General features: G+C 73.0%; 26 protein-coding genes. 13 read left to right on the top strand and 13 right to left on the bottom strand.

What is annotated here, in order from left to right; genetic code table 11:
* Positions 1-9: 9 nt before the first annotated feature.
* From LBW97_RS17975 to LBW97_RS17990, 4 genes are all read right to left on the bottom strand, one after another.
* The gene (locus LBW97_RS17975; RefSeq protein ID WP_308010506.1) at positions 10-222 is read right to left on the bottom strand and encodes a heavy-metal-associated domain-containing protein; all 213 of its coding nucleotides are present in this window, start codon (positions 220-222) and stop codon (positions 10-12) included.
* Between the two features lie 37 nt (positions 223-259).
* Positions 260-529: a metal-sensitive transcriptional regulator gene (locus LBW97_RS17980; protein ID WP_208092307.1), complete on the bottom strand. Its 270-nt coding sequence runs from the start codon at positions 527-529 to the stop codon at positions 260-262.
* 70 nt (positions 530-599) lie between these two features.
* Entirely contained in the window at positions 600-929 is a 330-nt protein-coding gene (locus tag LBW97_RS17985) for a helix-turn-helix domain-containing protein (protein ID WP_224500734.1), read from the bottom strand.
* Positions 930-1,010: 81 nt separating this feature from the next.
* On the bottom strand, positions 1,011-1,496 hold the full coding sequence (locus LBW97_RS17990; RefSeq protein ID WP_224500735.1) for an Hsp20/alpha crystallin family protein: 486 nt from the start codon (positions 1,494-1,496) through the stop codon (positions 1,011-1,013).
* Between the two features lie 189 nt (positions 1,497-1,685).
* Between LBW97_RS17990 and LBW97_RS17995 the strand changes: the two genes are divergently transcribed.
* The 4 genes from LBW97_RS17995 to LBW97_RS18010 are packed head-to-tail and all read left to right on the top strand — an operon-like array spanning position 1,686 to position 4,493.
* A complete protein-coding gene (locus tag LBW97_RS17995; RefSeq protein ID WP_224500736.1) occupies positions 1,686-2,123 on the top strand; it encodes an STAS domain-containing protein in 438 nt (145 codons plus the stop codon).
* A 47-nt stretch (positions 2,124-2,170) separates the two neighbouring features.
* Positions 2,171-3,442, top strand: a complete 1,272-nt coding sequence (locus LBW97_RS18000; RefSeq protein ID WP_224500737.1) for a YibE/F family protein — start codon at positions 2,171-2,173, stop codon at positions 3,440-3,442.
* On the top strand, positions 3,439-4,152 hold the full coding sequence (locus tag LBW97_RS18005) for a class I SAM-dependent methyltransferase (RefSeq protein ID WP_224500738.1): 714 nt from the start codon (positions 3,439-3,441) through the stop codon (positions 4,150-4,152). Before LBW97_RS18000 ends, LBW97_RS18005 begins: the two co-directional genes overlap by 4 nt.
* A complete protein-coding gene (locus tag LBW97_RS18010; RefSeq protein WP_224500739.1) occupies positions 4,149-4,493 on the top strand; it encodes a TraR/DksA C4-type zinc finger protein in 345 nt (114 codons plus the stop codon). The genes LBW97_RS18005 and LBW97_RS18010 overlap by 4 nt, the downstream gene beginning before the upstream one ends.
* 7 nt (positions 4,494-4,500) lie before the next feature.
* On the opposite strand, the gene LBW97_RS18015 is transcribed toward LBW97_RS18010, so the two are convergent.
* From LBW97_RS18015 to LBW97_RS18025, 3 genes are read right to left on the bottom strand one after another with little or no spacing between them, the layout of a single operon-like run.
* Positions 4,501-5,535 (bottom strand): prenyltransferase, encoded by a 1,035-nt coding sequence (locus LBW97_RS18015; RefSeq protein WP_224500740.1) that lies wholly within the window; start codon positions 5,533-5,535, stop codon positions 4,501-4,503.
* 31 nt (positions 5,536-5,566) lie between these two features.
* On the bottom strand, positions 5,567-6,349 hold the full coding sequence (locus tag LBW97_RS18020) for a class I SAM-dependent methyltransferase (RefSeq protein WP_224500741.1): 783 nt from the start codon (positions 6,347-6,349) through the stop codon (positions 5,567-5,569).
* Complete coding sequence (locus tag LBW97_RS18025; protein WP_224500742.1) at positions 6,343-7,596, bottom strand: glycosyltransferase family 4 protein; 1,254 nt, start codon at positions 7,594-7,596, stop codon at positions 6,343-6,345. Before LBW97_RS18025 ends, LBW97_RS18020 begins: the two co-directional genes overlap by 7 nt.
* Before the next feature lie 84 nt (positions 7,597-7,680).
* Between LBW97_RS18025 and LBW97_RS18030 the strand changes: the two genes are divergently transcribed.
* The 3 genes from LBW97_RS18030 to LBW97_RS18040 all read left to right on the top strand — a co-directional run bounded on the left by LBW97_RS18030 (position 7,681) and on the right by LBW97_RS18040 (position 9,930).
* Positions 7,681-7,974, top strand: coding sequence for a Dabb family protein (locus LBW97_RS18030; protein ID WP_224500743.1), 294 nt, complete (start codon positions 7,681-7,683; stop codon positions 7,972-7,974).
* A gap of 34 nt (positions 7,975-8,008) precedes the next feature.
* Positions 8,009-8,755 (top strand): hypothetical protein, encoded by a 747-nt coding sequence (locus LBW97_RS18035; RefSeq protein WP_224500744.1) that lies wholly within the window; start codon positions 8,009-8,011, stop codon positions 8,753-8,755.
* 83 nt (positions 8,756-8,838) lie between these two features.
* Complete coding sequence (locus tag LBW97_RS18040) at positions 8,839-9,930, top strand: DUF4192 domain-containing protein (protein WP_224500745.1); 1,092 nt, start codon at positions 8,839-8,841, stop codon at positions 9,928-9,930.
* Between the two features lie 13 nt (positions 9,931-9,943).
* On the opposite strand, the gene LBW97_RS18045 is transcribed toward LBW97_RS18040, so the two are convergent.
* The 3 genes from LBW97_RS18045 to LBW97_RS18055 all read right to left on the bottom strand — a co-directional run bounded on the left by LBW97_RS18045 (position 9,944) and on the right by LBW97_RS18055 (position 13,161).
* Positions 9,944-12,019, bottom strand: coding sequence for a S9 family peptidase (locus LBW97_RS18045; RefSeq protein ID WP_224500746.1), 2,076 nt, complete (start codon positions 12,017-12,019; stop codon positions 9,944-9,946).
* Positions 12,020-12,095: 76 nt separating this feature from the next.
* Positions 12,096-12,419, bottom strand: coding sequence for a hypothetical protein (locus tag LBW97_RS18050; protein WP_224500747.1), 324 nt, complete (start codon positions 12,417-12,419; stop codon positions 12,096-12,098).
* A 16-nt stretch (positions 12,420-12,435) separates the two neighbouring features.
* A complete protein-coding gene (locus LBW97_RS18055) occupies positions 12,436-13,161 on the bottom strand; it encodes a metal-dependent transcriptional regulator (RefSeq protein WP_224500748.1) in 726 nt (241 codons plus the stop codon).
* A gap of 153 nt (positions 13,162-13,314) precedes the next feature.
* Here LBW97_RS18055 and LBW97_RS18060 point away from each other — a divergent pair, with 153 nt between their 5' ends.
* The gene (locus LBW97_RS18060) at positions 13,315-14,496 is read left to right on the top strand and encodes an acetoin utilization protein AcuC (protein WP_224500749.1); all 1,182 of its coding nucleotides are present in this window, start codon (positions 13,315-13,317) and stop codon (positions 14,494-14,496) included.
* The gene (locus LBW97_RS18065) at positions 14,489-17,188 is read left to right on the top strand and encodes a bifunctional GNAT family N-acetyltransferase/acetate--CoA ligase family protein (RefSeq protein ID WP_224500750.1); all 2,700 of its coding nucleotides are present in this window, start codon (positions 14,489-14,491) and stop codon (positions 17,186-17,188) included. Before LBW97_RS18060 ends, LBW97_RS18065 begins: the two co-directional genes overlap by 8 nt.
* 93 nt (positions 17,189-17,281) lie before the next feature.
* On the opposite strand, the gene sigB is transcribed toward LBW97_RS18065, so the two are convergent.
* Together sigB and dtd are read right to left on the bottom strand one after the other, a co-directional pair.
* Entirely contained in the window at positions 17,282-18,268 is a 987-nt protein-coding gene (sigB, locus tag LBW97_RS18070; RefSeq protein WP_308010507.1) for an RNA polymerase sigma factor SigB, read from the bottom strand.
* 352 nt (positions 18,269-18,620) lie between these two features.
* On the bottom strand, positions 18,621-19,052 hold the full coding sequence (dtd, locus tag LBW97_RS18075; protein WP_224500751.1) for a D-aminoacyl-tRNA deacylase: 432 nt from the start codon (positions 19,050-19,052) through the stop codon (positions 18,621-18,623).
* 178 nt (positions 19,053-19,230) lie between these two features.
* Between dtd and LBW97_RS18080 the strand changes: the two genes are divergently transcribed.
* The 4 genes from LBW97_RS18080 to LBW97_RS18095 all read left to right on the top strand — a co-directional run bounded on the left by LBW97_RS18080 (position 19,231) and on the right by LBW97_RS18095 (position 23,436).
* Positions 19,231-21,960 carry an endo-1,4-beta-xylanase gene (locus LBW97_RS18080; RefSeq protein WP_224500752.1) on the top strand — a complete coding sequence of 910 codons (2,730 nt, stop codon included), beginning with the start codon at positions 19,231-19,233 and terminating at the stop codon, positions 21,958-21,960.
* 85 nt (positions 21,961-22,045) lie between these two features.
* Complete coding sequence (locus tag LBW97_RS18085; RefSeq protein WP_224500753.1) at positions 22,046-22,639, top strand: HhH-GPD-type base excision DNA repair protein; 594 nt, start codon at positions 22,046-22,048, stop codon at positions 22,637-22,639.
* A gap of 94 nt (positions 22,640-22,733) precedes the next feature.
* Positions 22,734-23,072 carry a DUF3099 domain-containing protein gene (locus tag LBW97_RS18090; protein ID WP_224500754.1) on the top strand — a complete coding sequence of 113 codons (339 nt, stop codon included), beginning with the start codon at positions 22,734-22,736 and terminating at the stop codon, positions 23,070-23,072.
* Between the two features lie 136 nt (positions 23,073-23,208).
* Entirely contained in the window at positions 23,209-23,436 is a 228-nt protein-coding gene (locus LBW97_RS18095; protein WP_224500755.1) for a DUF3039 domain-containing protein, read from the top strand.
* Positions 23,437-23,499: 63 nt separating this feature from the next.
* Here the strand turns inward: LBW97_RS18095 and LBW97_RS18100 are convergent, their stop codons facing one another.
* The gene (locus LBW97_RS18100; RefSeq protein WP_224500756.1) at positions 23,500-24,567 is read right to left on the bottom strand and encodes a YihY/virulence factor BrkB family protein; all 1,068 of its coding nucleotides are present in this window, start codon (positions 24,565-24,567) and stop codon (positions 23,500-23,502) included.
* Positions 24,568-24,591 lie beyond the last annotated feature (24 nt).

Raw genomic sequence — 24,591 nt, forward strand, 5'->3', positions numbered from 1 at the left:
CCGGCCGCATCAGCGGCCGCTCACCTCGTATCCGGCCTCTTCGACGGCGGCGCGGACGGCGGAGTCGTCGACCGGCTGCTCGCTGGTGACCGTCAGGCCGCCGGAGGCGAGGTCGACGTCGACAGCAGTGACCCCGGGAACCCCGGAGACCTCCTCGGTGACGGCGTTGACGCAGTGGCCGCAGGTCATGCCGGTCACGGTGTAGCTGGCGGTGCTGCTCACGTGAGTTCCTCTCGAGGGGGGGCGAACGGGGGAGTGGTCAGGAACGGACGAGCCGGGCGATGGCCTCGGTGGCCTCGCGCACCTTCTCCTCGGCCTCGCGGCCACCGGCCCGCGCCGCGTCGACGACGCAGTGGCTGAGGTGCTCCTCGAGCAGACCGAGGGAGACCGCCTGGAGGGCCTTGGTCATGGCCGAGACCTGGGTGAGGATGTCGATGCAGTACTTCTCGTCCTCGACCATGCGCTGCAGACCGCGAGCCTGACCCTCGATGCGGCGGAGCCGCTTGAGGTAGTCGTCCTTGCGGTGGATGTAGCCGTGCGCGTGGTCGTGGCCGGCGCACCCGTTCTCGTTCGTGTCCACGTCGAGGAACGATACCCCCCTAGGGTGTCTCGCGTCGACCCTCGAGCCGTGCCACATTGGCCAGCGCCGACGCGAGCTCGTCCTGCAGGCCGACGATGACCTCGGCCGAGGCGAGCGGATGCCCGTCGTCGAGCAGCACGCGCACCCGGGCGGCGAGCACGAGCTGCTGGCGGGAGTAGCGGCGGTGACCGCCCTGCGAGCGGTGCGGCTGAAGCACGCCCGAGCCGTCGAGGCTGCGCAGGAAGGCGGCCTGGACGCCGAGCAGTTCCGCGGCCTGGCTCATCGTCAGCGCCGGGTAGTCGGGGTCGTCGAGCCGGCGCAACGGATCGGCCGAGGGGTCGGTGTCCATGGCCGTGCTCCCGTCGTCGGAGGGGGGAAAGAAAAGGGGGCCGGGCCCGTGCGGGCCCGGCCCCTGTGGCGCGCGCGCCGGTCAGCTCTCGACCGCCGCCTGCTCGCCCTCGATCGTGCGGGCCTCGACGGCGGCCGGCGCGTCCGCGCGGGTCACCGTGATCTTGCGGGCCCGCGCCTTCTCGGCGACCGGGATGCTCACCGTCAGCACGCCGTCGTGGTAGCTGGCCTCGAGCCGGTCGGTGTCGAGACTGCGGCCGAGCACCAGCTGGCGGGTGTAGCTGCCGTAGGGGCGTTCGGCCGCCACCCACTCCGCGTTCTCCAGCTGCGGGATGGAGCGCTCGGCGCTGATCGTCAGCGTGGTGCCCTCGACCGACAGGTCGATCGAGCCCGGGTCGACGCCGGGGAGGTCGAAGTGGGCGACGAAGTTGTCGCCCACCTTGTACGCGTCCATCGGCATGCCCGAGAGGGCGCGAGCGGTGGTGGACCCGCTGCGGCCGGCGAGCTGGTCCAGCGCGCGGAACGCGGCGGACGTGGCGGCGAACGGGTCGTAAGCGGTCAGCATCATGGCTGGAACCTCCAGAGGATGAAGGAACGGTGTTCGCTGCCCGAGGTAGAACCTCTAATGGCGACTGGAGATTACCTCGTTGGCGCGGCCAGGTAAACGCGGCAGGAGAGAAAATGTTCCGGGCCTCCGGACCCGATCCCGTCGGCCCCCGCGTGCGTGAACCGGTGCACGCCGGGGCAGGAGGACGGCGTGGAGGAGACGACCGCCGCCCAGTCCCAGCCCTCCGGGAACGCACCCGGCTCCGAGCCGGACGTCACCCATGCCGTCGAGGGAGACACTGCCCGGCTCACCGTCAGCGGCGAGCTGACCGATGCCGCCCGCCGCCCCCTCGTGCGGACGCTCACCGACCTGCTGCTCGCCGAGCACGGGTTGCAGCGCATCGAGCTGCACCTGCGCGAGGTCGGGTTCATGAACTCGGCCGGCCTCGCCGTGCTGGTGCAGTTGCAGAAGATGGCGGTGCCGCGGGCGATCGAGATGATCCTGGTCGAGCCGCCGTCGACGGTGACCCGCCCGCTGCAGCTCACCGGTCTGTGGCACCGGTTCACCGTGGTGCAGGCCGACGGCGAGGTCACGGCCGAGGCGACCGGTGACGGCGGACCCCGAACCGGACCGGCCGACCACTCCTGAGCGGTGTCGCGGCGGTCCTCGGGTCGCCGGACTCCTAGCCTGACCCGGTGTCGTCTTCCGCTCACAACCACGGTCCCGACCCGGACGCCCCGCCGCCCACCGAGGAGGCACTGGGCCGTCGCCGTCGCGCGGTGTGGCTGATGCTGCTGCTCCTGGTCCCCGTCGGGCTGGCCACCGTGATCGGGCTGTTCGTGCTGTGGCCCGACGGCGAGCCGACCCGGGCCCAGCAGGCGGCCGCGGTCGCCCTGCCACCGGGCACGACCTATCCCGACGGGCAGGTGGTGTCGGTCGAGGAGTTCGACTGCAGCGTCGACCCCTCGGGCCCGTCGCAGACGTGCGCCACGGCGGTCGTGGAGGTCCTCGACGGCGACGGCGCCGGTGACTTCGTCCAGCTGGAGCTGGACGCCGTGGTCGTGGCCAACGGCGTGGCGGAGGGGGACACCCTCGTCCTCACCCGCGATCCCGCCGGGGAGGAGGGGACGACCTACGGCTTCTTCGACTACCAGCGAGACCTCCCGATCATCACGCTCGCCGTCGTCTTCGCGCTGGTGGTCGGCCTGGTGGCCAGGTGGCGGGGGCTGGCGTCGCTGGTGGGGCTGGCCTTCGCCTTCTTCGTCCTGCTGCAGTTCGTGCTGCCCGGGCTGCTCTCCGACGACTCCCCGGTGCTGGTCAGCCTCGTCGGCTCCGCGGCGATCATGTTCGTCGTCCTCTACCTGGCACACGGGTTCTCCGCCCGCACCACCACGGCCCTGGTGGGCACGCTCTTCGGGCTCGCGCTCGTGGCGCTCATGGGATCGATCGCCGTGGTCACGGCCCGGCTGACCGGGCTGACCGACGAGGAGACCGGGGCCCTGAACACCTTCGACCCGACGTTGAGCTTCTCCGGGCTGGTCCTCGCCGGCATCGTGGTCGCCGGGCTCGGCGTGCTTAACGACGTGACCATCACCCAGGCCTCGGCCATCTGGCAGCTGCACGAGGTCGACACCTCGATGACGTGGAAGGAGCTCTACACCCGCGGCATGGCCGTCGGCCGGGACCACATCGCGTCCACCGTCTACACGATCGTCTTCGCCTACGCCGGTGCGGCGCTCCCGCTGCTGCTGCTGTTCGAGCTCTACGACCAGCCCGGCTGGGTCGTGCTCACCAGCTCCGCGCTGGCCGAGGAGGTCATCCGCACCCTGGTCGGCGCCATCGCGCTCGTGCTCGCGGTGCCGGTCACGACCGCGGCCGGGGCGTTCTTCGCCAAGGCCGCCGACACCGAGGCCGGGGCGGCCACCGAGCGGAGCGTGTCTGCCCTGCGCGCTAGGTTCTCCCGATGACGATCGACCGGCTCCGTCCCGAGGCTCGCCCCGAGCTTGCGAGGGGGGAGGAGGACGGGGTCCTTTCGCTCCTCGCCGCCGCCCGAGCCGCCGAGGGCTTCATGCCCGACGACGAGGGGACCGCTCTCTACGAGGCCGCCCGCACCGTCGGCGTTCCCGGACCGCTGCTCGAGGTCGGCAGCTGGATGGGCCGGTCCGCCCTGTACCTGGCGGCCGCGGCGCGCGAGACCGGCCGGGTCGTCGTGACGGTCGACCACCACCGCGGTTCCGAGGAGCACCAGCCCGGCTGGGAGTACCACGACCCGTCGCTGGTCGACCCCGCCGTGGGCCGGATCGACACGCTGCCGAGGTTCCGCCGGACCGTCGCCCAGGCCGGCGCGGAGGACGTCGTGATCGCCGTCGTCACCCGCTCGGAGATCCTGGCCCCGCTCTGGACCTCGCCGCTCGCGCTGCTCTTCCTCGACGGCAGCCACACGGAGGAGTCCGCGCGCCGGGACCAGGACGCCTGGGTCGCCAAGCTCGCGGTCGGCGGCACGCTGGCCATCCACGACGTCTTCCCCGACCCGGCCGACGGCGGTCAGGCGCCCTACGGCGTCTACACCCGGGTGCTGGAGTCGGGCGAGTTCACCGAACTGCCCGGCGTCGGGTCGCTGCGGCTGCTGCGTCGCAGAAGGACCCCGTCCCACTCACCCCTCGCGAGCTCGGGGTGAGCCTCCGGACGGGGCCGCCCGATCCGCTCAGTGCGGAACGGGCCGCCGCGCTGGCCCAGATCGCGGCGCTGACCCGCATGTTCGACGAGGTCGTCGACGCCTCGAAGTCGTCCAACGCCGACGACGAGCACGATCCCGAGGGCGCGACGATCGCCTTCGAGCGGCAGCAGGTCGCCGCGCTGCTGGACCAGGCCCGCCGGCGGCTGGCCGACGTCGACGCCGCGGTCGCCGCCGTGGAGGGCGGCACCTACGGGCGCTGCGAGACCTGCGGCAGGCCCATCGCCCCCGAGCGGCTCGCTGCCCGGCCCACCGCGCGCACCTGCATCGACTGCGCCCGCTGAGCCGGGCTCACGGGATCTCGGCGGCCCTGGCCCGGGAGGCCGTGGGGTCGGGGAGCGTGGCAGGCGAGGCGAAGACGGCCGCCCCCGGTGTGGCCCCGGCGATCGCGTCCGCCGCCAGGATCACCGCGCCCGCCGTCCAGGTGGTGCACTCGATCGGCCAGCGGGTGTCGTCGGGGTAGACGAACCCGGTCCAATAGGCGCCGTCGTCGTGGCGCAGGTGCTGCATCGCGGCGAGCTGCTCGAGCGCCTCGTCCGGTCGTCCCGCCGCGGTCAGCGCGAGGGCCAGCTCGCAGGTCTCCGCGCCGGTCACCCACGGCCGGTCGGAGACGCACCGGATGCCCAGGCCCGGCACGACGAAGGTGTCCCAGGAGGCGGCGAGCCGGTCGTCGGCGGCGGCGCCGGAGAGCGCGCCGCCGAGCACCGGGTAGTACCAGTCCATCGAGAAGCGCGACCGGTCGCCGAACCGGTCGGGGTGCTCGCGCAGTGCGGTGCCGAGGTCGACGACGGCGAGTTCCCAGTCCGGCTGGGCCTCCCCGGTGAGCTCGGCCAGGGCCAGCCCGCAGCGCAGCGCCTGGAAGAGGCTGGCGTTGCCGGTGACCAGCGCGAGGTCGTCAGGTGTCCCGTCGGGCCGCAGCGCCCAGCTGATCGCCCCACCCGGCAGCTGCATCCGGGTGACCAAATCCAGCCCCCGGCGGACGACCGGCCACAGCTCGGCGACGAGCTCCTCGTCCCCGGCGACCAGCCAGGAGTGCCAGAGGCCGACGGCGAGGTAGCCGGCGTGGTTGCTCTCGACGGCGGGGGCGGTCTCCACCCCGTCGCGGTACTCGGCGGCCCAGCTGCCGTCGGCCCGCTGGCGACCGGCCAGCCAGCGGTAGGCCGCGGCGGCCCGCTGGTGCTCGGCGCCGACGTCGAGTGCCATGGCGGCCTCGACGGAGTCCCACGGGTCGAGCTGACCGCCGTCGAACCACGGCAGCGCACCGTCGGCGCCCTGCTGCGCGGCGATCCAGCCGACCGACTGCCGCAGCTGGTCCCCGGTGAGCACCCCGGGCAGCTCCGGGAGGAGCGCCGACCGGTCAGCCGGCTGCAGTGGACCGCTCCCGCGCCTCGGCGACGCCGAACGCCTCCGTCCGGAGGTCCTCCGCCGGCCCGGCGGGCTTGTCGGCGTAGACGACGAAGCTCTTGCCGATCAGCGGGTCGAGCACCTTCTCCGCGAGGCGGGTCACCAGCGGACGGGTGGTGAGGTCCCAGACCAGGAGCCGGTGGTAGGCGCGCACCAGCGCCGAGTCCTTCTCCACGCCGACGGCGCACTTCAGCCACCAGAACGGCGCGTGCAGCGCGTGCGCGTGGTGGCTCTTCCCCGGCGTGAGGCCGGCGGTGGCCAGCCGCGCGCGCAGCACGTCGCCGCGGTAGATGCGGATGTGCCCGCCCTCGTTGGCGTGGTACTCGTCCGACAGCGCCCAGCACACCCGCTCGGGGCCGTACCGGGGCACGGTCACCACGGCCCGGCCGCCGGGCTTGAGCACGCGGAAGATCTCGCGCATCGCGGTCGCGTCGTCGGGGATGTGCTCGAGCACCTCTGAGGCCATGACGCGGTCGACGCTGGCATCGGGGAAGGGCAGGTGCAGCAGGTCGCCGCGGACCACCTCGTACTGCGCACCGTCGGGGGCCTCGCCGGCCTCCGCGATCGCGCCGAGCCAGCGCTTCGTCGTCTCGACCTCCGACTGCCCCCAGTCGACGGCGACGATGCGGCCGCCGCGGCGGTAGGCCTCGAAGGCGTGCCGGCCCTCGCCACAGCCCAGGTCGAGGACGGTCATGCCGGGCCGGAGGTCCAGCAGGTCGTAATCGACGGTCAGCAAGGCCGCCCCTTCCGCTCGAGGGTTTCCGCGTACCAGTCGGCGGTGCGCTCGGCCGTGGCCCGCCAGGTGAACATCTCCAGGACCCGCCGGCGCCCGGCACGGCCCAGCTGCTCGGCCAGTGACGGCGAGTCGAGCACCAGCTGGAGCGCGGCGGTCAGCTCGCCGACGTCACCGGCCTTGACCCGGAGCCCGGCCTTGGTGCCGACCACCTCGGGCAGCGCGCCGGCGTCGGTGGTGACCAGCGGGGTCGCGCAGGCCATGGCCTCGATCGCGGGGAGCGAGAAGCCCTCGTACAGCGACGGGATGGCCATGACGGTGGCTCGCTGGATCAGGGACACGAGCTCGTCCTCGGGCACGGGGCCGGTGAACCGGACGGCGTCGCGCAGGCCCAGCCGCTCGAGTGCGGCCTGCGCCGGGCCGCCTGGCCGCGCCGTGCCGACGACGGTGAGCCGCACCTGCCGCTCGGTGCGCAGCTTGGCCAGCGCCTCCAGCAGGTGCACCAGCCCCTTGAGCGGGACGTCGGCGCTGGTGATCGCCAGGATCGAGTCGGTCTCGCGCGGCTGGTCGGCCGGCGGCGGGGTCAGCCGGTCGGGGTCGATGCCGACCGGGATGACCTGCATGCGCTCGGGGGGCAGTCCCATGTGCGTGGTGATGTCGCGGCGGGAGTTCTCCGAGACGGTGGTGACGCCGTCCAGCTGCTGCACCACCCGCGCCTGCATGCCGGTGAAGGCGTACCAGCGGCGCAGGGTGAGCCTCTTGCGGAGCGTGGGGGCGGCAGCCAGCTCCAGCTCGCGGTCGATCGCGATCGGGTGGTGCACGGTGGCGACCGTCGGGATGCCGGCCCTCGTCAGGCGCAGCAGCCCGTAGCCCAGCGACTGGTTGTCGTGGATGACGTCGAACTCGGCGCGGCGGGGGAGGAGGTGGCGGGCGGCGCGGAGGCTGAAGGTCAGCGGTTCGGGGAAGCCGGCGGTGCACATCGTGGCCCACTCGGCGACGTCCACCCAGTCGCGGAACTCCGACGGCCGCGGCGTGCGGAAGGGATCGGGCTCGCGGTACAGGTCCAGGCTCGGCACGGCGGTGAGCGGCACGCCGTCGTCCAGCTCCGGATAGGGCTGGCCGCTGAGCACCTCGACGCGGTGGCCGAGCTCCCTCAGCTCACGGGAGAGATTGCGGACGTAGACGCCCTGGCCGCCGCCGTGCGGCTTGCTCCGATAGGACAGGAGTGCGATGCGCAACGACCGTCCCATGGCAGCGGACTCTAGCCAGCCCGGTGCGGGGGACCGACGCCAGCCGGGCGGTGCCACCCGGTCGGGGCTGGCAGGGTGGGGGACATGATCCGTCACGTCGTGGTCTTCACCTGGTCCCCGGACGCCGACGCCGACCGGCGGGCGGCCACCCTCACCGCGCTGCGGAAGCTGCGCGAGGACGTCGGGGGCATGACCTCTCTGGTCGTGGGCGAGGACGCCGGCCTGACCGACGGCAACGCCGACGCGGTGCTGGTCGCCGAGTTCCCCGACGTGGAGGCCTTCCGCCGCTACGCCCAGGATCCCGTGCACCAGGCGGTCATCGCCGAGCACGTCCGGCCGATCCTGGCCGCCCGGAGCGCGGTGCAGTTCGAGGTCTGAGCGCGCGCCGCCGAGCGCGGTTAGCGTTCTCGGCATGTCGACTGCGCACCGCGTCCCCGGGCTGCTCGCCGCCGGGCTGATCTCCACCGCCCTGCTCGTCGGCTGCAGCGGCTCGGAGGAGGACGCGCCGGCTCCGGCCGCGTCGTCCTCGGCGGAGGAGACTCCCGAGGAGGCGGCGGAGTCCGACCTCGCCTCCGGACTCCTGCCGGCCGACGCCTTCGGGCCCGACTCCACCGTCGTCGCGATCTCGCCCGAGCAGTTGGGCCAGGCCGGGGGGCTCGCCGCGGCGGCCGAGGGGGCCGACATCCAGCCGGAGGAGTGCCGGGCCGCCGTCGAGGGGACCCAGCCGGACCTGGAGGCCTTCGAGGACGTCGCGGCGCAGAGCGCCAGCCTCGGGGCGGTGACGACCGTCGAGATGCTCGTCCGCGGCGGCCCGCTCGAGGACGTCGTTCCCCAGCTGGTGCAGGCCGCCGAGCGGTGCCCGCAGGCGCAGATCAGCATCCCGGGCCTCGGCCAGGCCGCCCTCACGTTCGAGAACCTGCCGGTCGACGACCTGGGTGACGGCGCGGCCCTGCTGCGCTACGCGGTGGTCGTCACCGGACCCGACGGCACGCAGACGTCGCTCCCCACGCTGGTCGGGGCGGTGGAGGACGGCGACCGGCTGCTCCTGCTGATCACGATCGTCGCCGACCCCGCGCAGCCGGGCGGGAGCGCCGACCCGGCCGCCTTCACCGCGCTCCTCGAGCAGGCCTACGAGACGCAGGCCGACGCGCTGGGCTGACCCGCTTCTCCACAGGGGGACGGAGCGTCCACAGATCACTGCGGAGCGCCCCGTCCGGGGCGCCGCGCGCACAGGGTCGGCGCATGGACACCCCGACCGCGCCCCCGACCGCCGACCGCCCCGAGGTGCGGCTCTCCGACCCCGGTGAGATCGCCGCAGCGCTGCCGCACCTGCTGGGCTTCCACCCACGGGAGTCGGTGGTGCTCGTCGGGCTGGGCGGGCCCTCCGGAGGACGGGTGGGGCTGACCGTGCGCGCGGACCTGCCCGCGCCGCACGACGCCGAGCCCGCCGCCGCGGTGCTGACACGGAGCCTGCGGACCGACCGGCCCGCCGCCGCGCTGGTGGTGGTCGTCTCGGAGGAGCCCGACGTGGTCGACCCGTGGGCCTGGGACGAGGAGTTCCCGGACGACGACCTCTGGGCCGAGGCGGCCCTGCCGCACCGGTCGGTGGTCCACGCCCTCGTCGTGAGCCTCGCCGCGGCCGACGTGCCGGTCCGCGACGTCCTGCTCGTGCGCGGCGGGCGGTGGTGGTCCTACGACTGCCCGCACGCGTGCTGCCTGCCCGGCGCCGGCACCCCGGTGCCCGGAGGGGTGAGCGCGCTGGCGGCCGCCGCGGTCACCACGGGGCAGGTCCTCGCGCGCGACCGGTCGGAGCTGGCGGCCCGGCTGAATGCACCGCCGGGCGCGCACGAGGGCATGCGAGCGGCCTGTCTCCGGGTGGCAGCCGAGCGGGCCGCGCGTGCTCGTGACGTCGGCTGGGCCGGGGTGGAGGACGAGTGCTGGACGGCGGTGGTCGCGGCGGTCGCCCGCTGCCGGCCGGAGCAGGCGCCGCTGTCCGACGACGAACTCGCCGGCGTCCTCTGGGCGCTGCGGCACATCCAGGTGCGCGACCGGGCGCTCTCCCTCGCCCTCGGGAACGACGCGGTCGCCGCAGAGATGCTCTGGACCGAGTGCACCCGCCGGGGAGTGACGCCGCTGGATGCCGCGCCGGCGACCCTCCTGGCCGTCAGCGTCTGGCTCCGTGGTGATGGCGCAACGGCCAACGTGGCGCTGGACATCGCACTGGACAGCGACCCCGACCACGGCCTCGCCCGGCTGCTGCGCCGGGGCCTGGACGCATGTCTGACGCCGGGCGACCTCCGGGAACTGGTCGCGCAGGCCGTCGGCCGCGGCTGATCCGGTGACGGCGTCAGAGGAGCGCCGGCCGCTGCCACTCCTCGCCCAGGACGTGCTCGGCCAGGAAGGCCAGCACCGCCTCGTACCAGACCTGGCTGTTCCCGGGCGTGAGCACCCAGTGGTTCTCGTCGGGGAAGTACAGGAACTTCGACGGCACCCCGCGCTTCTGCAGGGCGTACCAGAGCGCCAGGCCCTCGCCGATCGGCACTCGGTAGTCCTTGTCGCCGTGGATGACCAGCATCGGCGTGCGGATCGCATCGGCGAAGCGGTGCGGCGAGTTCTGCTCGTAGCGCTTCGGGTCGGTGAGCGGGTCGCCCCACTCCTTCTCCCAGTAGTAGGCCGCGTCGGTGGTGCCGAGGAAGCCCTCCAGGTTCCAGAGGCTGGCGTGGGTGACGATCGCCTTGAAGCGGTCGGTCTGGGTGGCGATCCAGTTGGCCATGTAGCCGCCGAAGGAGCCACCCATGGCGGCGGTGCGGGTCTCGTCGATCTCCGGGCGCTGCTCGGCCGCGTCCACCGCAGCCATCAGGTCGGTGTAGGGCGCCTCGCCCCACTCGCCCCAGCCGCGGCGCACGAAGTCCAGCCCGAAGCCCTGGGAGAGGGCGGGGTTGGGCAGCAGCACCGCGTATCCCCGTGCCGCGAGCACCCAGGGGCACCACCGCCAGGACCAGGAGTTCCAGCTCATCAGCGGGCCGCCGTGGACCCACAGCACCAGCGGAGCCGGGTTCTCGGCCGACGCGCCCTCGGGAAGCACCAGCCAGGACTGCACCTGCGCGCCGTCCGCCGCGGGAGTCGTGAGCTCCTGGAGGGTGCCGGGCAGCTCCGTGACCGTCGCCGGGCTGGGCAGCGGGGCCGGGTCCTGCATCGGCGCGGTCGGGTCCAGCCGGACGGGGACCGCCGGCGAGTCGTACGCCGAGCGCAGCGCGAACAGGGCACTGCCGTCCCGGGCGACCTGCAGATGGCTGTAGGCGCCGTCGCCGGTCAGCCGCACCGGCGCTCCGCCGTCGAGCTCCACCCGGAACAGCGCGTGCCGGCCCTCCTCGTCGGCGAGGAAGTAGACGGCGGTCCCGTCGGCGGCGAACTGCGGCGCGCTGGGCCACCGGTCGAAGTCCGGCGTGAGCTCGCACGCGGTGCCGTCGGCGACGTCGACCAGCAGCAGGGTGTAGTCCGGCGGCTCGGCGTAGGTCGACATCGACTCCCGCACGCACACCAGCCGGCTGCCGTCGGGGGAGAAGGCGGCTGCGTACACGTCGGCCAGCGGGTCGTCGACGAGCACGCGGGTCTCGCCGGTCGCCGTGTCGGTGACGACCAGGCGGCTGCGGCGGCCGGCGGGGCCGTCCGGCACGTCGTCCGCGCGGGCGAGGAGGCCCCCGTCGGGGGAGAGCGCGAGGTCGTCCCCGGCGCCGTTCGGCGGCAGCGCTTCCGGGGTCAGGTCGCGGAGCTCGACAGCGGCCGGTCGTGCCGGGTCCTCCTCGGCGGGCAGCTGCCCGGCCCAGAAGACGTGCGGCGCCGCGGGTCCCAGGTCGTGGTCCCAGTACCGCACCGGATAGGCCTCGTGCAGGATCGCCGTCACCCCGGCGTCGGCTCGCGCCTTGCGTCGCTCCTCGTCGGCGGCGGGCTCGGCGCCGCCGGGCAGGGTCGAGGAGACGACGACCACGTCACCGCTGTCGGAGGCCACGGCGAACGAGCCGATCCCGCCCGGCCGGGCGATCACCGGCCGCGCCTCGCCGCCGTCGGCCGGGAGCCGCCACAGCGCGGGCTTCGGTTCCTCGGCGGGCGCGGCACCCGGGTCGGGCCGGGCCGACGTGAACAGCAGCGAGCCGTCCGGGGCCCAGGCGGGGGAGGACTCACCGGGAGCGCTACGGGTCAGCCGCCGGGCGGGGCGCTGCCCGTCGGCGTCCAGCTCCCACAGCGCGGACTGCCACTTCTTGCCGTCGCGGTCCAGGGTGACCAGCGAGACGGCCAGCCGCCCGGTGGGCGAGAGCGCGAGCGCACCGATCCGCGGGATCGCGACGAACTCGGCCAGCCGGTGGAACGGGCTGGGCGCCGGCTCCGGGGACGGGTCGGCGGGTGCAGGCGCGGACGAGCTCACCGGGGCCTTCTCTCACGGGGGAGGGGGACGCGCCCACCGTAATGAGCCGTGCCGGTGCCCGCCCGGGAGCAGCGGGTCAGCGGCCCCGCCACGACCTTAGGAACTCCTCGACGGTCGACCGGTTCAGCTCCGCCCGTACGGCGGCCAGCAGGTCACCGGCCAGCATCGGCTCGCCGGCCGGCACGCGGAGCACCTCGGCGCCGTCGTCCCGCGCGGTCACCACCACGTCGTGCACCGAGGGTGCGGGCAGCAGCTGCCAGAAGAGCTCGTTCAGGAAGGCGCCGGCCACGCGGGCCAGGTGCGCAGGCCGCCCGCCCGGCCGCGGACGCAGCTCCGCGGTGAGGACGTCGGCGGCGCGGGGAGCGCCGTCGTCGTCCGGTCCCTGCTCCGTAGCGCCCACGCCCCGGCCCCCGCGATCAGAGCAGCGGAGCGGCCTCGAGCGGGGTCAGCTCGTCGTCGACCGCGCTCACGAACATGTGCTGGGCCACGCCGACGGGCAGCACGTAGCCGTCCAGGCTGACCGAGCCCTCCACCAGCTGGGCGGTCATCGTGACCCCCGGGCGCACGCCGTGGTCGGCGAGGGCGCGCAGCAGCTCGGCGTTCTCCTGCAGCTGCTCGCTGATCCGCCGGACCACCACGGGCCGGCCCTCCGCGCTGGCCGTCGTCGACAGCAGGGTCAGGGAGTCGAGGACGGCGGAGGTCTCGCCGCCCAGCGGCTCCTCGCCGCGCAGCGCTTCGAGGCCGGGGATCGGGTTCCCGAACGGGGACACCGTGGGATTGCCGAGCAGCGACAGCAGGCGGCGCTCGACCGCCTCGCTCATCACGTGCTCCCAGCGGCAGGCCTCCTCGTGGACGTCGGCGTAGTCCAGGCCGATCACGTCCACCAGCAGGCACTCGGCGAGGCGGTGCTTGCGCATGACGGCGGTGGCCACCTGGCGGCCCTCCTCGGAGAGCTGGAGGTGGCGGTCGCCCTCCACGGTGAGCAGACCGTCGCGCTCCATGCGGGCGACCGTCTGGCTGACCGTGGGGCCGCTCTGGTGGAGGCGCTCGGCGATGCGGGCGCGGAGGGGGGTGATCCCCTCCTCCTCCAGCTCGAAGATGGTCCGGAGGTACATCTCCGTGGTGTCGATGAGGTCGTTCACTCGCACTCCTCCGTGTCGGCGGACAGTCTACGGGGCCGAAGGCCTGTGACCGCGCCCTCGCAGAGTGGTCTCGGCGACCCGCGGCGCCATCGACGACCCGGTAGCGTCCGGCCCCGAGCGGGCGCGACGGGGCGCCGGCAGGGGAGGGGGCCCGTGAGCGACTCGATCAGCGTCGTCTGGGACGACGCGCTGCTGGGCTACACGATGGGCGGTGACCACCCGCTGCACCCGGTCCGTCTGGACCTGACCATGCGGCTGGCCGACAGCCTGGGCGTGCTCGCCAGCGACCGGCTGCGCGTCATGACCCCGACGCCGGCCGACACCGACCTGCTGACGCTGGTCCACGACCCCGCGTACCTGGAGGCGGTCCGCCGCGCGCCCTCCGACCCCACCGTGGGCCACGGGCTGGGCACCTCGGACAACCCGATCTTCGACGGCATGTACGACGCCGCGGCGCTGATCACCGGCGGCAGCGTGCTCGCCGCGCAGCAGGTGCACAGCGGAGCCGCGCAGCACGCGGTCAACATCTCCGGCGGGCTGCACCACGCGATGAAGGGGGCGGCGTCAGGCTTCTGCGTGTTCAACGACGCCGCCGTCGCGATCGCCTGGCTGCTCGGCCAGGGCTACGAGCGGATCGCCTACGTCGATCTCGACGTGCACCACGGCGACGGCGTGCAGACCGCGTTCTACGAGGACCCCCGGGTGCTCACGGTGAGCATCCACCAGACGCCGCTCACCCTGTGGCCGGGCACCGGCTATCCGGAGGAGACCGGCGACCCCGACAAGGCGCTGGGCAGCGCGGTGAACCTGGCGCTGCCCAACGGCACCGACGACTCCGCCTGGCTGCGCGCGTTCACCGCCGTGGTGCCGAGCGTGCTGAAGGCCTTCGAGCCGCAGATCATCGTCACGCAGTGCGGCTGCGACGCCCACCACGAGGACCCGCTCGCCGATCTCGCCCTCACCGTCGACGGCCAGCGGGCGAGCTACAAGGCCATGCACGAGCTCGCCCACCAGCTCTGCGACGGCCGGTGGATCGCCCTCGGCGGCGGCGGCTACGGGCTGGTGCGGTGCGTGCCGCGGGCCTGGACCCATCTGCTCGCCGAGGTCAGCGGCACCCCGCTCGATCCCGCGACCGAGATCCCCGAGTCGTGGCGCGACGACGTCGTCCGCCGCGGCCTGCGCACCCGGCCGCCCACGCACATGACCGAGGGCGGCTACACCGGCTTCTCGCGCTGGGACACCTTCACCGAGTCCCGCGTGGACCGGGCGATCATGCGCACCCGCCGCGCCGCCTTCCCCTACTTCGGCCTGGACCCGGACGACCCCCGTGACTGAACAGACCACTCCGCCCGCCGATGACGCCCCCACGCCGCCGCCGGGGTGGGAGGCCGACATCGTCGCCGCCGACGGCGGGACCGTGCACCTGCGGCCGATCTGCCCCGACGACGCCGAAGCGCTGACCGGGCTGATGGACCGCAGCAGCGACCAGACCCGCTACTACCGGTTCTTCGGGCCGATGAAGCGGCTCTCGGACAAGGACCTGCACCGGTTCACCCACGTCGACCACGACAAGCGCGTCGCCTTCGTCGTGCTGTTGGGCGACCAGCTCATCGCGGTCGGCCGCTACGACCGGTACCCCGGCACCGACGACGCCGAGGTCGCCTTCCTCGTCGAGGACGCCCACCAGGGCCGCGGCCTGGGCTCGGTGCTGCTCGAGCACCTCGCCGCGGCCGGCCGGGAGCGGGGCATCCGCCGCTTCGTCGCCGAGGTCCTGGCCCAGAACAGCAAGATGGTGCGGGTCTTCCGCGACGCCGGGTACAAGGCCGAGCGGTCCTACGAGGACGGCGTCGTCCACCTGACCTTCCCGATCGAGCAGACCGAGGACGCGCTCGCCGTCACCTACGAGCGGGAGCAGCGCAGCGAGTCCCGCTCGATCGGCCGGCTGCTCACGCCGTCGTCGGTCGCCGTGGTCGGGGCGAGCAACGACCCGGACAAGATCGGCAACGCGCTTCTCCGGCACCTGCTCGACTACGGGTTCGCCGGGCCGATCTACCCGGTCAACCCCGGCGCCCGGCACGTCCGCGGCGTTCCGGCCTACGCCGACATCGAGTCGATCCCCGACGACGTCGACCTGGCGATGCTGGCGGTGCCCGCCGACGAGGTGGCCCGCGTGGTCGAGGCCTGCCGGCGCAAGCGGGTCCGCGGGCTCGTGGTGGTCTCCGGCGGCTTCGGCGAGGCCGGTCCCGAGGGCCGCGCCGCCGAGCGGGCGCTGGTGGCGGCCGCCCGGGCGTCGGGCATGCGCGTCGTCGGCCCGAACTGCCTGGGCATCGTGAACACCGACCCCGAGGTGCGGCTCAACGCCAGCCTCGCGCCGATGGTGCCCGGGCGCGGCCGGGTCGGCTTCTTCGCCCAGTCCGGCGCCCTCGGCATCGCCCTGCTGGAGCGGGCCCGCAGCCGCGGCATCGGTCTGTCCACCTTCGTCTCCGCGGGCAACCGTGCCGACGTCAGCGGCAACGACCTGCTCCAGTACTGGGCCACCGACCCGGGCACCGAGGTCGTGCTGCTGCACCTGGAGAGCTTCGGGAACCCGCGCAAGTTCGCCCGGCTCGCCCGCACCGTCGGCCGCACCAAGCCGGTGATCGCGGTGAAGAGCGGCCGGCACGTCGGCGTCGCACCCGGGCTGGCCGGCACGTCGGTCGCGGTCCCCGAGCAGTCGGTGGCCGCGCTGTTCTCCTCCGCGGGCGTCATCCGCGTCGAGACGGTGGCGCAGATGTTCGACGTCGGCACGCTGCTGGCCCACCAGCCGCTGCCCGCGGGTGACCGGGTGGCGGTGGTCGGCAACTCCACGGCGATCGGGGTGCTGGTCACCGACGCGGTCCTGGAGGAGGGGCTGCAGCTGGCCCACGAGGCGCCGGTCGACATCGGTGTCCAGGGCACGCCCGAGGAGTTCCGGGCGGCGCTGCAGGCTGCCGTCGACGACGACCGCGTCGACGCGGTCGTCGCCGTCCACCTGCCGCCGCTGAAGTCCGGCTCGCACGACTACGGGCCGGCGCTGCGCGAGGTGTCGAGGAACTCGACGAAGCCGATCGTGGCGAGCTTCCTCTCCACCGAAGGCATCCCGCCGGAGCTCAGCGTCCCCGACGAGCACGGGATGCCTGCCCGCGGCTCGGTGCCGTCGTACAGCACTCCCGAGCGGGCCGTGATCGCCCTGGCCAAGGCGGCGGAGTACGCGCGCTGGCGGCGCCGGCCGGTCGGCGAGCTGCCGGAGCTCCCCGACGTCGACGAGGCGGCGGCGCAGGCGATCGTCCGTGGCGCCCTCGCGGAGGCTCCGTCCGGGCGCGAGCTGACCGACGTCGAGCTGCTGGGCCTGCTGGGCGCCTATGGCGTGCCGCTCCTGGGCACCCGGACCGTCACCGACGCCGAGGCCGCGGTGGCCGCCGCGGAGCAGATCGGCTACCCGGTGGTGCTGAAGTCGACCGCCCCCTGGCTGCGGCACCGCTCCGACCTCGGCGGCGTCCGGCTGGACCTGGTCGACGCCGAGGCGGTCCGGGCCGCGTTCGGGGCGATCCCGTCCGGTGACCCGGTGATCGTGCAGGAGATGGCGTCGCCCGGTGTGGCCACGGTCGTCGAGATCGTGGACGACCCGTCGTTCGGCGCCCTGGTGAGCTTCGGCGTCGGGGGAGTGGCGACCGAGCTGCTGGGCGATCGCGCCTTCCGGACGCTGCCGCTCACCGACCTGGACGCCGCCGAGCTGGTGCGGGCGCCGCGAGCCTGGCCCCTGCTCGACGGGTGGCGAGGATCGGAGCCGGTCGACACCGCCGCACTGGAGGACCTGCTGCTCCGGGTGGCCCGCCTGGCCGACGACCTCCCCGAAGTGCTGCGCCTGACGCTGGAGCCGGTGATCGTGGGGCCGCAGAATCCGTGGCACGGCGGCCGGTCGCTGGTCGTCGCCGGCGGCTCGGCGGTGGTCGGACCCCCGACCGCCCGGGTGGACCCCGGACCTCGCCGGATGCGCTCGCCGGTGTGAGACGACGAGAGCCCGCCACCTGGTGGTGGCGGGCTCTCGGCCCCCTGCAGGTCCGCCGCGAGCGTGCGAGTGGCGGGGGGCAGGGGTGTTTCTTCAGGCGAGATAGTCGCGCAGGGCGTCGGCGCGCTGCGGGTCACGCAGCTTGGCCATCGTCTCGCGCTCGATCTGGCGCACCCGCTCGCGGGAGAGACCGAACTGCTTGCCGATCTGCTCCAGCGTGCGGGGCTGACCGCCGTCCAGGCCGAAGCGGAGGATGACGACGTCGCGCTCCCGCTCCTCGAGCGTCTCCAGCACGTGCCGGACGTCGCCCTTCATCATCTGGAAGGCCACCGCGTCCTCGGCCACCGCGGCATCGGCGTCCTCGATGAAGTCACCGAGGCGGGACTCCTCGTCGGCGCCGACGGTCTGGTCCAGGCTGACCAGGTCACGGCTGTACTCGAGCAGCTCGGAGATCCGAGCCTCGGGGAGGTCGAGCTCCAGCCCCAGCTCCTCGGCGGTGGGCTCGCGCTCGAGCTCCTGGTGCATCCGCCGGCGGGTGCGCACGACCTTGTTGACCTGCTCGGCCAGGTGGACGGGCAGCCGGATCGTGCGGCCCGAGTCCGCCATGGCGCGGGTGATCGCCTGACGGATCCACCAGGTCGCGTAGGTCGAGAACTTGAAGCCCTTGGTGTAGTCGAACTTCTCGACGGCACGGATCAGGCCGACGTTCCCCTCCTGGATGAGGTCCAGGAACGTCATGCCGTGCCCGGTGTAGCGCTTGGCCACCGAGACGACGAGGCGGAGGTTGGCCTCGAGCAGGTGGGCCTTCGCGGCCTTCCCGTCGGTGGCCAGGATCTTGTAGTCGCGCTTCCTGGCGGCGGTGAGGTCCTTCTTCTCGCCGATCAGGCGCTCGGCGTAGAGACCGGCCTCGATCCGCTTGGCCAGCTCCACCTCCTGCTCGGCGGTGAGCAGCGCGGTCTTGCCGATGGTGTTCAGGTAGACGCGCACGAGGTCGGTGGAGACCAGACCGCTCGCGTCGGGCTCGCGGCGCGGGGCGCGCACGTCGAGCGTGTCGGTGGGGGAAGACTGCAGCAGCGTCACGATGGGTCTTCGTCCTTGCCTTGGATTCGGATGCATCCGCCGGGCATCGGTGGGCGACGGAAGGTCATCCAGGCGTTCGGCGGGGGATCGGCTCCGGGGTCACCGGCCGGTCCCGCCCTTCTCTGTCCGGTGTGGTACGCCCTGCACAACGGTCATCAGGGGGCCTGGTGTTCCAGGAACCCGGGCTTCACAGCAAACCGGCAGGGAGTGTCTTCGGTCACCCAGAGATACCCGGCGATCACGACTCCCAGACATGTAATTCGTAGGAGCACGTTCTGCGAGGTCACGTGCCCATCGCCTCGCTCCCGCGGCCCGCTCCGCTCCTCGCTGCGATGCTCACGGACCTGTCGGCTCAGACCTCCAGCAGCAGCGTCATCGGGCCCTCGTTGACCGACGCGACGCTCATGTCCGCGCCGAAGCGTCCTGTGGCGACCGTCGCACCCCGTCGCCGCAGCTCGGTAACGACCTCGTCGACCAGCGGCTCGGCGACCTCCCCGGGCGCGGCGTCCTGCCACGACGGGCGGCGGCCCTTGCGCGTGTCGGCGTAAAGCGTGAACTGGCTGACCACGAGCACCGGCAGCCCCAGGTCCGAGGCCGACACCTGGCCCTCCTCCCCGGGGAAGATCCGCAGCTCGTGGATCTTCCGGGCCAGGGCGCGCGCCGAGGTGACGTCGTCGTGATGACCGACTCCCACCAGTGACAGCAACCCGGGTCCGATCTCGCCGACGACCTCCCCGCCAACGGTTACAGCGGCTGTACTGACTCGACTGATCACGGCGCGCACCAGGGCATTCTCCCGTGGGTCGACGTGTCGGGCTCCCCGCCGGCCAGGACCGGTTGGCTGCATGAGTTTCGAAAACCATGGAAATCGTTGACGTAACAGATTGTGAGGCCGTTCACTCCTCTCGGTTGCGTCACGGCGAGGTCACGGTCTCGCCTCCGAGCGTTCGCGAGGGGTTCACATGTCAGGTCGTCGTCTGGCCGCCGGGGGACTCGTCCTCGGCATGACCACCGGGGTGGTGGCGTTCGCGGCACCCGTCGCGGTGGCTGCTCCGGCCACCGTCCACGAGACGAGTTTCGAGAGCGGCACCGATGGCTGGTACGGCCGCGGCAGCGCGAAGGTCGCCGCCACGGCGGGGGTCGCCCGTACCGGGGCGCAGAGCCTCGCCGTCACCGGTCGCACCCAGAACTGGGAGGGCCCGGGGCTGAACGCCCTGTCAGTCATGCCTGCCGGGACCTACGACGTCGAAGCCTGGGTGCGCCTGCCTGCCGGCTCCGGCAGCGACCAGGTGACCATGAGCGCGGCCCGCACGCCGAGCGGTGGCTCGACGGCCTATGACACCGTGGCCTGGCAGGTGGCCGTCAGCGACAGCGCCTGGACCAAGGTGAGTGGCACCTACACGCACGCGACCGCGAACAGCGGCCTCGAGCTCTACCTCGAGAGCCCCGACGCCACTCAGAGCTTCTTCGTCGACGACGTGAAGATCGTCGGCGAGGCGTCCGCCCCGGCTCAGCCCGGGACCATCCAGCCGGTCACGAGCGACTTCGAGAACGGGGTGCAGGGCTGGGGCCCGCGTGGCGACGCCAAGGTCGCGACCACGACGTCCGACGCTCACGGCGGCACCACGAGCCTGCTGTCCACCAACCGGCTGCAGAGCTGGCAGGGCCCGACGCTCGACGTCACCAAGAGCCTCGCGATCGGCAAGGCCACGCAGATCTCCTTCTGGGCGAAGCTGGCTCCCGGCCAGACGGCCGCCTCGGCCTCGATCCAGGCGTCGATCCAGCGCGACCGCACCGGCACCGCCACCGGGTACGACAACGTGGCGGGGGCCAGCGCCGTCGTGACCGACAGCGCGTGGACCAGGATCACCGGCCGGTACACCCTCGGCGCACCGATCGACAAGGCTCAGCTCTACGTCGAGGGGACCGCGAACGTCAGCTTCCTCATCGACGACGTCTCGATCGCGGAGTTCAAGGAGACGCCGATCCAGGACGTCCCGGCCCTCAAGACCGTCCTGGGTGAGGACGGCTTCGAGCACGTGGGGGTGGCGATCGACTCCCGCGAGACCGTCGGCCGGGCGTCGCAGCTGCTGCAGAAGCACTTCAACGCCTTCACCCCCGAGAACGACGGCAAGCCGGAGGTCGTCCAGCCGACCGAGGGGACCTTCAACTTCACCAACCTCGACCGCCTGCTCGACTACGCGGACGCGACCGGCGTGCAGGTCTACGGGCACGTGCTCGCCTGGCACTCGCAGACCCCGGCCTGGTTCTTCAAGGACGGCACCCGCGACCTGACGAACAGCCCCGCCGACCAGGCCCTGCTGCGCGCCCGCATGGAGGCGCACATCAAGGCGATCGCCGACCACGTGAACGCCCGCTACCCCAACGGGAACAGCCCGATCTGGGCGTGGGACGTGGTCAACGAGGTCATCAACGACAGCGACAACGCCAATCCGCACGACATGCGCGACAGTCGCTGGTTCCAGGTGCTGGGTGAGCGCTTCGTCGACGACGCCTTCCGCTTCGCCGACGAGTACTTCCCGCAGGCCCAGCTGTTCATCAACGACTACAACTCCGAGATGCCGGAGAAGCGGGCGGACTACCTCTCGCTGATCAAGGCCCTCCAGCAGCGGGACGTGCCGATCGACGGCGTGGGCCACCAGGTGCACATGGACTTCGCCCGGCCCATCGAGTGGCTCGACGACTCGCTGACCGCCGTGGAGAAGCTCGACCCCACGCTGCTGCAGGTGATCACCGAGCTCGACATCAGCACCTCGGCGGAGAACAACGGTGCCGACATCAGCGGCCCGAACACCCCGCAGCACCGCCCGGGCATGGCGAACCAGGCGGAGTCGGAGACGGAGAACGGGTACTACTACCGCGACCTGTTCGACATGCTGCGCACGCACTCGGACTCCGTCGAGTCGGTGACCTTCTGGGGGATCAGCAACGCCCGCAGCTGGCTGCGGACGTGGCCGGCGGCCCGCCCGTGGGAGGCGCCGCTGCCCTTCGACGACGACCTGCAGGTGACCCCGGCGTACTGGGGCATCGTCGACCCGTCGAAGCTCGCTCCGCGCCCGGCCGACCAGTTGGCTCCGCGGATCGCCGGCAAGGACCCCGTGCGGGTGTCCTCGACGAGCGTGAACGGAGCGAAGGTCTCCTACACCGTCATCGCTGGTGACACCCGGGACGGCGCCGTGACCCCGGTCTGCACGCCGCCGTCGGGGTCGCAGTTCCCGATCGGCACCACGAAGGTCAGCTGCACCGCGACCGACTCGGCCGGGAACACGTCGAACCCGGTGGCCTTCGACGTGGTGGTCACCCCGCCGGCCACCACGACGAAGCTGGTGCAGGACGTCAACCACGGGCCGGTCGTCCAGGCCAAGGTCGGCAAGCCGGTGAAGCTGATGGCGAACTTCGGCAATGCCGGCTCCGGCACGGTGCTCGGCAGCTCGTTGGCCTACAGCTGCGCGCAGACCAGCGGCAGCCCGATGGCGCTGAAGGCGGATCCGGCGTCGCTGCAGAAGGCGGCCAAGCGGAACTACACCGCCGGGCAGTACGGCGTCGTCGCGGTGGAGGGCACGCCCACCACGGTCGGCACCGCCCGCTTCACCTGCACGCTGACGACGACCGACAGCTTCGGCGCCCCGGTCACCGCGACCGACACGGTGACGGTCGACGTCCGTCGCTGATCGCTCGCTCTCCCGACCGGCCCCCGACCGCCTCCGCGGTCGGGGGCCGGTCTGCGTAACGGAGCGGTGCGGCAGGATCGTCGCCGTGCCGACCGTCACCATCGCCCAGGAACCTGCCGCCGACGAGCTGCTCGGCCGCGACCCGCTGGCCCTGCTGATCGGGATGCTGCTGGACCAGCAGTTCCCGATGGAGCGCGCCTTCGGCGCCCCGCGGCTGCTCGCCGACCGGCTCGGCGTGGACACGCTGTCGGCAGAGACGATCGCGGCGATGGATCCCGAGGAGCTGGTCGGCGTCTTCCAGGGGCCGCCCGCCCTGCACCGCTACCCGGGCTCGATGGCCGGGCGCGCCCAGGAGGTCTGCCGGGCGCTCGTCGAGCAGTACGAGGGTCAGGTGACCGGACTGTGGGCCGACGGGCCGGACGGGAAGACCCTGCTGAAGCGGCTCAACGCCCTGCCGGGCTTCGGCGCGCAGAAGTCGAAGATCTTCCTGGCGCTGCTCGGCAAGCAGTACGGCGTCACCCCGGCCGGTTGGCGCGAGGCCGCCGGCGACTACGGCGCCGAGGGCTCGCGGCGCTCGGTCGCCGACATCACCGGGCCCGAGTCCCTCGCCGAGGTGCGGGCGTTCAAGCAGGAGCAGAAGCAGGCCGCCAAGGCCGCTCGCGAGGCTCCGGCCGGCTGAACCGGGCGTCCCGCCGCCCCCCGGCGATCCGGTGGCACCATGGGGCCGGTCCGGGAGCGCCCCGAGCGACCCGGCCGGCGGAGAGAAGGTGCCCGTGGCCTCGAGCCAGCAGTCCCCGCGGTCGCGCAGGCCGGAGCCGGTGGTCATCACCGAGGCCCAGCCGAGCCAGACCGATCAGCACGCGGCCCGGAAGCGGCGCTACGCGATCACGATGCTCACCCGCACCATCGCCCTGATCCTGGCCGCCGTGTTCTACAAGGTCGTGTGGCTGATGATCATCTTCGTGATCCTGGGAACGGTCCTGCCGTGGGTGGCGGTCATGATGGCCAACGACCGGCCCCCGAAGAAGAAGACCGAGATGCGGGGCTACACGCCACCGCCGGACCGGGTCCTCGAGAACCCGTCACGGTCGTCGCGGATTATCGACGTCTGACCTGCTCCCGGTCGACGTCGACCCGGAGCGCGGCTCCGGGGACGGCGTCCTGTCATCATGGACGGCGGGTGCGGGAGCTCCACGACAGCCGTCGCGGATCAGCCCGCACGACACGACCGTCGAGCAGGGAGCCCGCATGAGCAGCAGCGACATCCTCGAGCGCCCGGACGTCCGCGACGCCGACACCGGCAACGCCAACGAGGTCTTCCACTACGTCCGGAAGAACAAGATCGCCGAGAGCGCCGTCATGGGCACCATGGTCGAGGCGCTGTGCGGCGAGGTCTTTCCCGTCACGAAGACCCCGAAGCCGGGCAGCCCGGTCTGCCCGGCGTGCAAAGAGGTCTACAACCAGCTCAAGAAGTAGAAGGACCCCGCTGCCCCCCACCGCTCGCCAGCTCGCGGCGGGCCCCTGCAGCGGGGCCGCGACTCAGTCCCTCAGGCCCAGTCGGCGGGCCTCGTCCTCGAGCTTGGCCGCCCGCCGCGCCCGCCGGCGGCGGTCGTGTCGCCGCAGCGGTGCGGGCCACCGCTTCTGGATCGTGGTGTTCAGCTCGGCCCCGAGCAGCACCGCCATGCCGAAGAAGAAGCAGAACAGCAGGGCGCCGATCGGGGCCGCGAGCGCGCCGTAGGGCAGCGCCGTGGTGAGGATGTCGCCGATGTAGGCGCGCAGCAGCAGTGCAGCGACGAGGAAGAACCCGAGGCTGAGGAACGCGCCCGGCAGGTGGCGGCGCCACGGCAGCCGGTGCGGCAGCACCACGTGGAAGAAGCTGGTCAGGGCCAGCAGTAGCCCGACGAGCACCGTCGGCCAGTACACGGCGTCGATCAGCATGCCTGCGGTCATGCGCCAGTTCGGCGGGGCGAGGGCGACCAGCACCTCGCGGCCGAGCACCAGCAACGGCAGCGTCAGCACCGCCATGACCATGCCGACGATGAACAGCCAGAGCGCCTTGAGCCGGGTGCGGATGGGTCCGCGGACGTCCCGCTGGTCGTAGGCGATGACGATGGTGTTCATGAACGTGGCGGTGGCCGAGGAGCCCGCCCACAGGGCGATCAGGAAGCCGACGCTGACGACGTCCAGCCGTCCCGAGCCGAGGATGTCGGCCAGGGTGGGCGCCACGAGGGAGTCGACGACGCCGGGGGTCAGCGCCTCGGCGGAGGCGTCGAGCAGCTGGTCCTCGATGCGGCGGACGGAGTCGGCGCCGATGACGTCGCCCAGGTAACCCAGGGAGCCGAGCAGGCCGATCAGCAGCGGCGGGATCGACAGGATCTGCCAGAAGGCCGCCTCCGCCGAGAGCCCCAGGATGCGGTCCTGCCACGCCTTCGCGATGGCCTGCCCGAGCACCTGGAACGGCACGCGCACGAGCTCCGGCCAGCGGGGCTGCCGGGACGGCGCCGGAGGATCGGCGCGCGTGGCTCCGCCGTCCTCCACCGCCTCCTCGGCCGGGGCGGCGTCCGTCCCGGGAGGTGCGACGGGGCCGCTGGGCAGGACGGCGCTCACGACGACAGTGTGCACGTCGCCGCC

Source organism: Blastococcus sp. LR1 (genome assembly GCF_020166105.1).
In the GTDB taxonomy this organism is placed as follows: domain Bacteria; phylum Actinomycetota; class Actinomycetes; order Mycobacteriales; family Geodermatophilaceae; genus Blastococcus.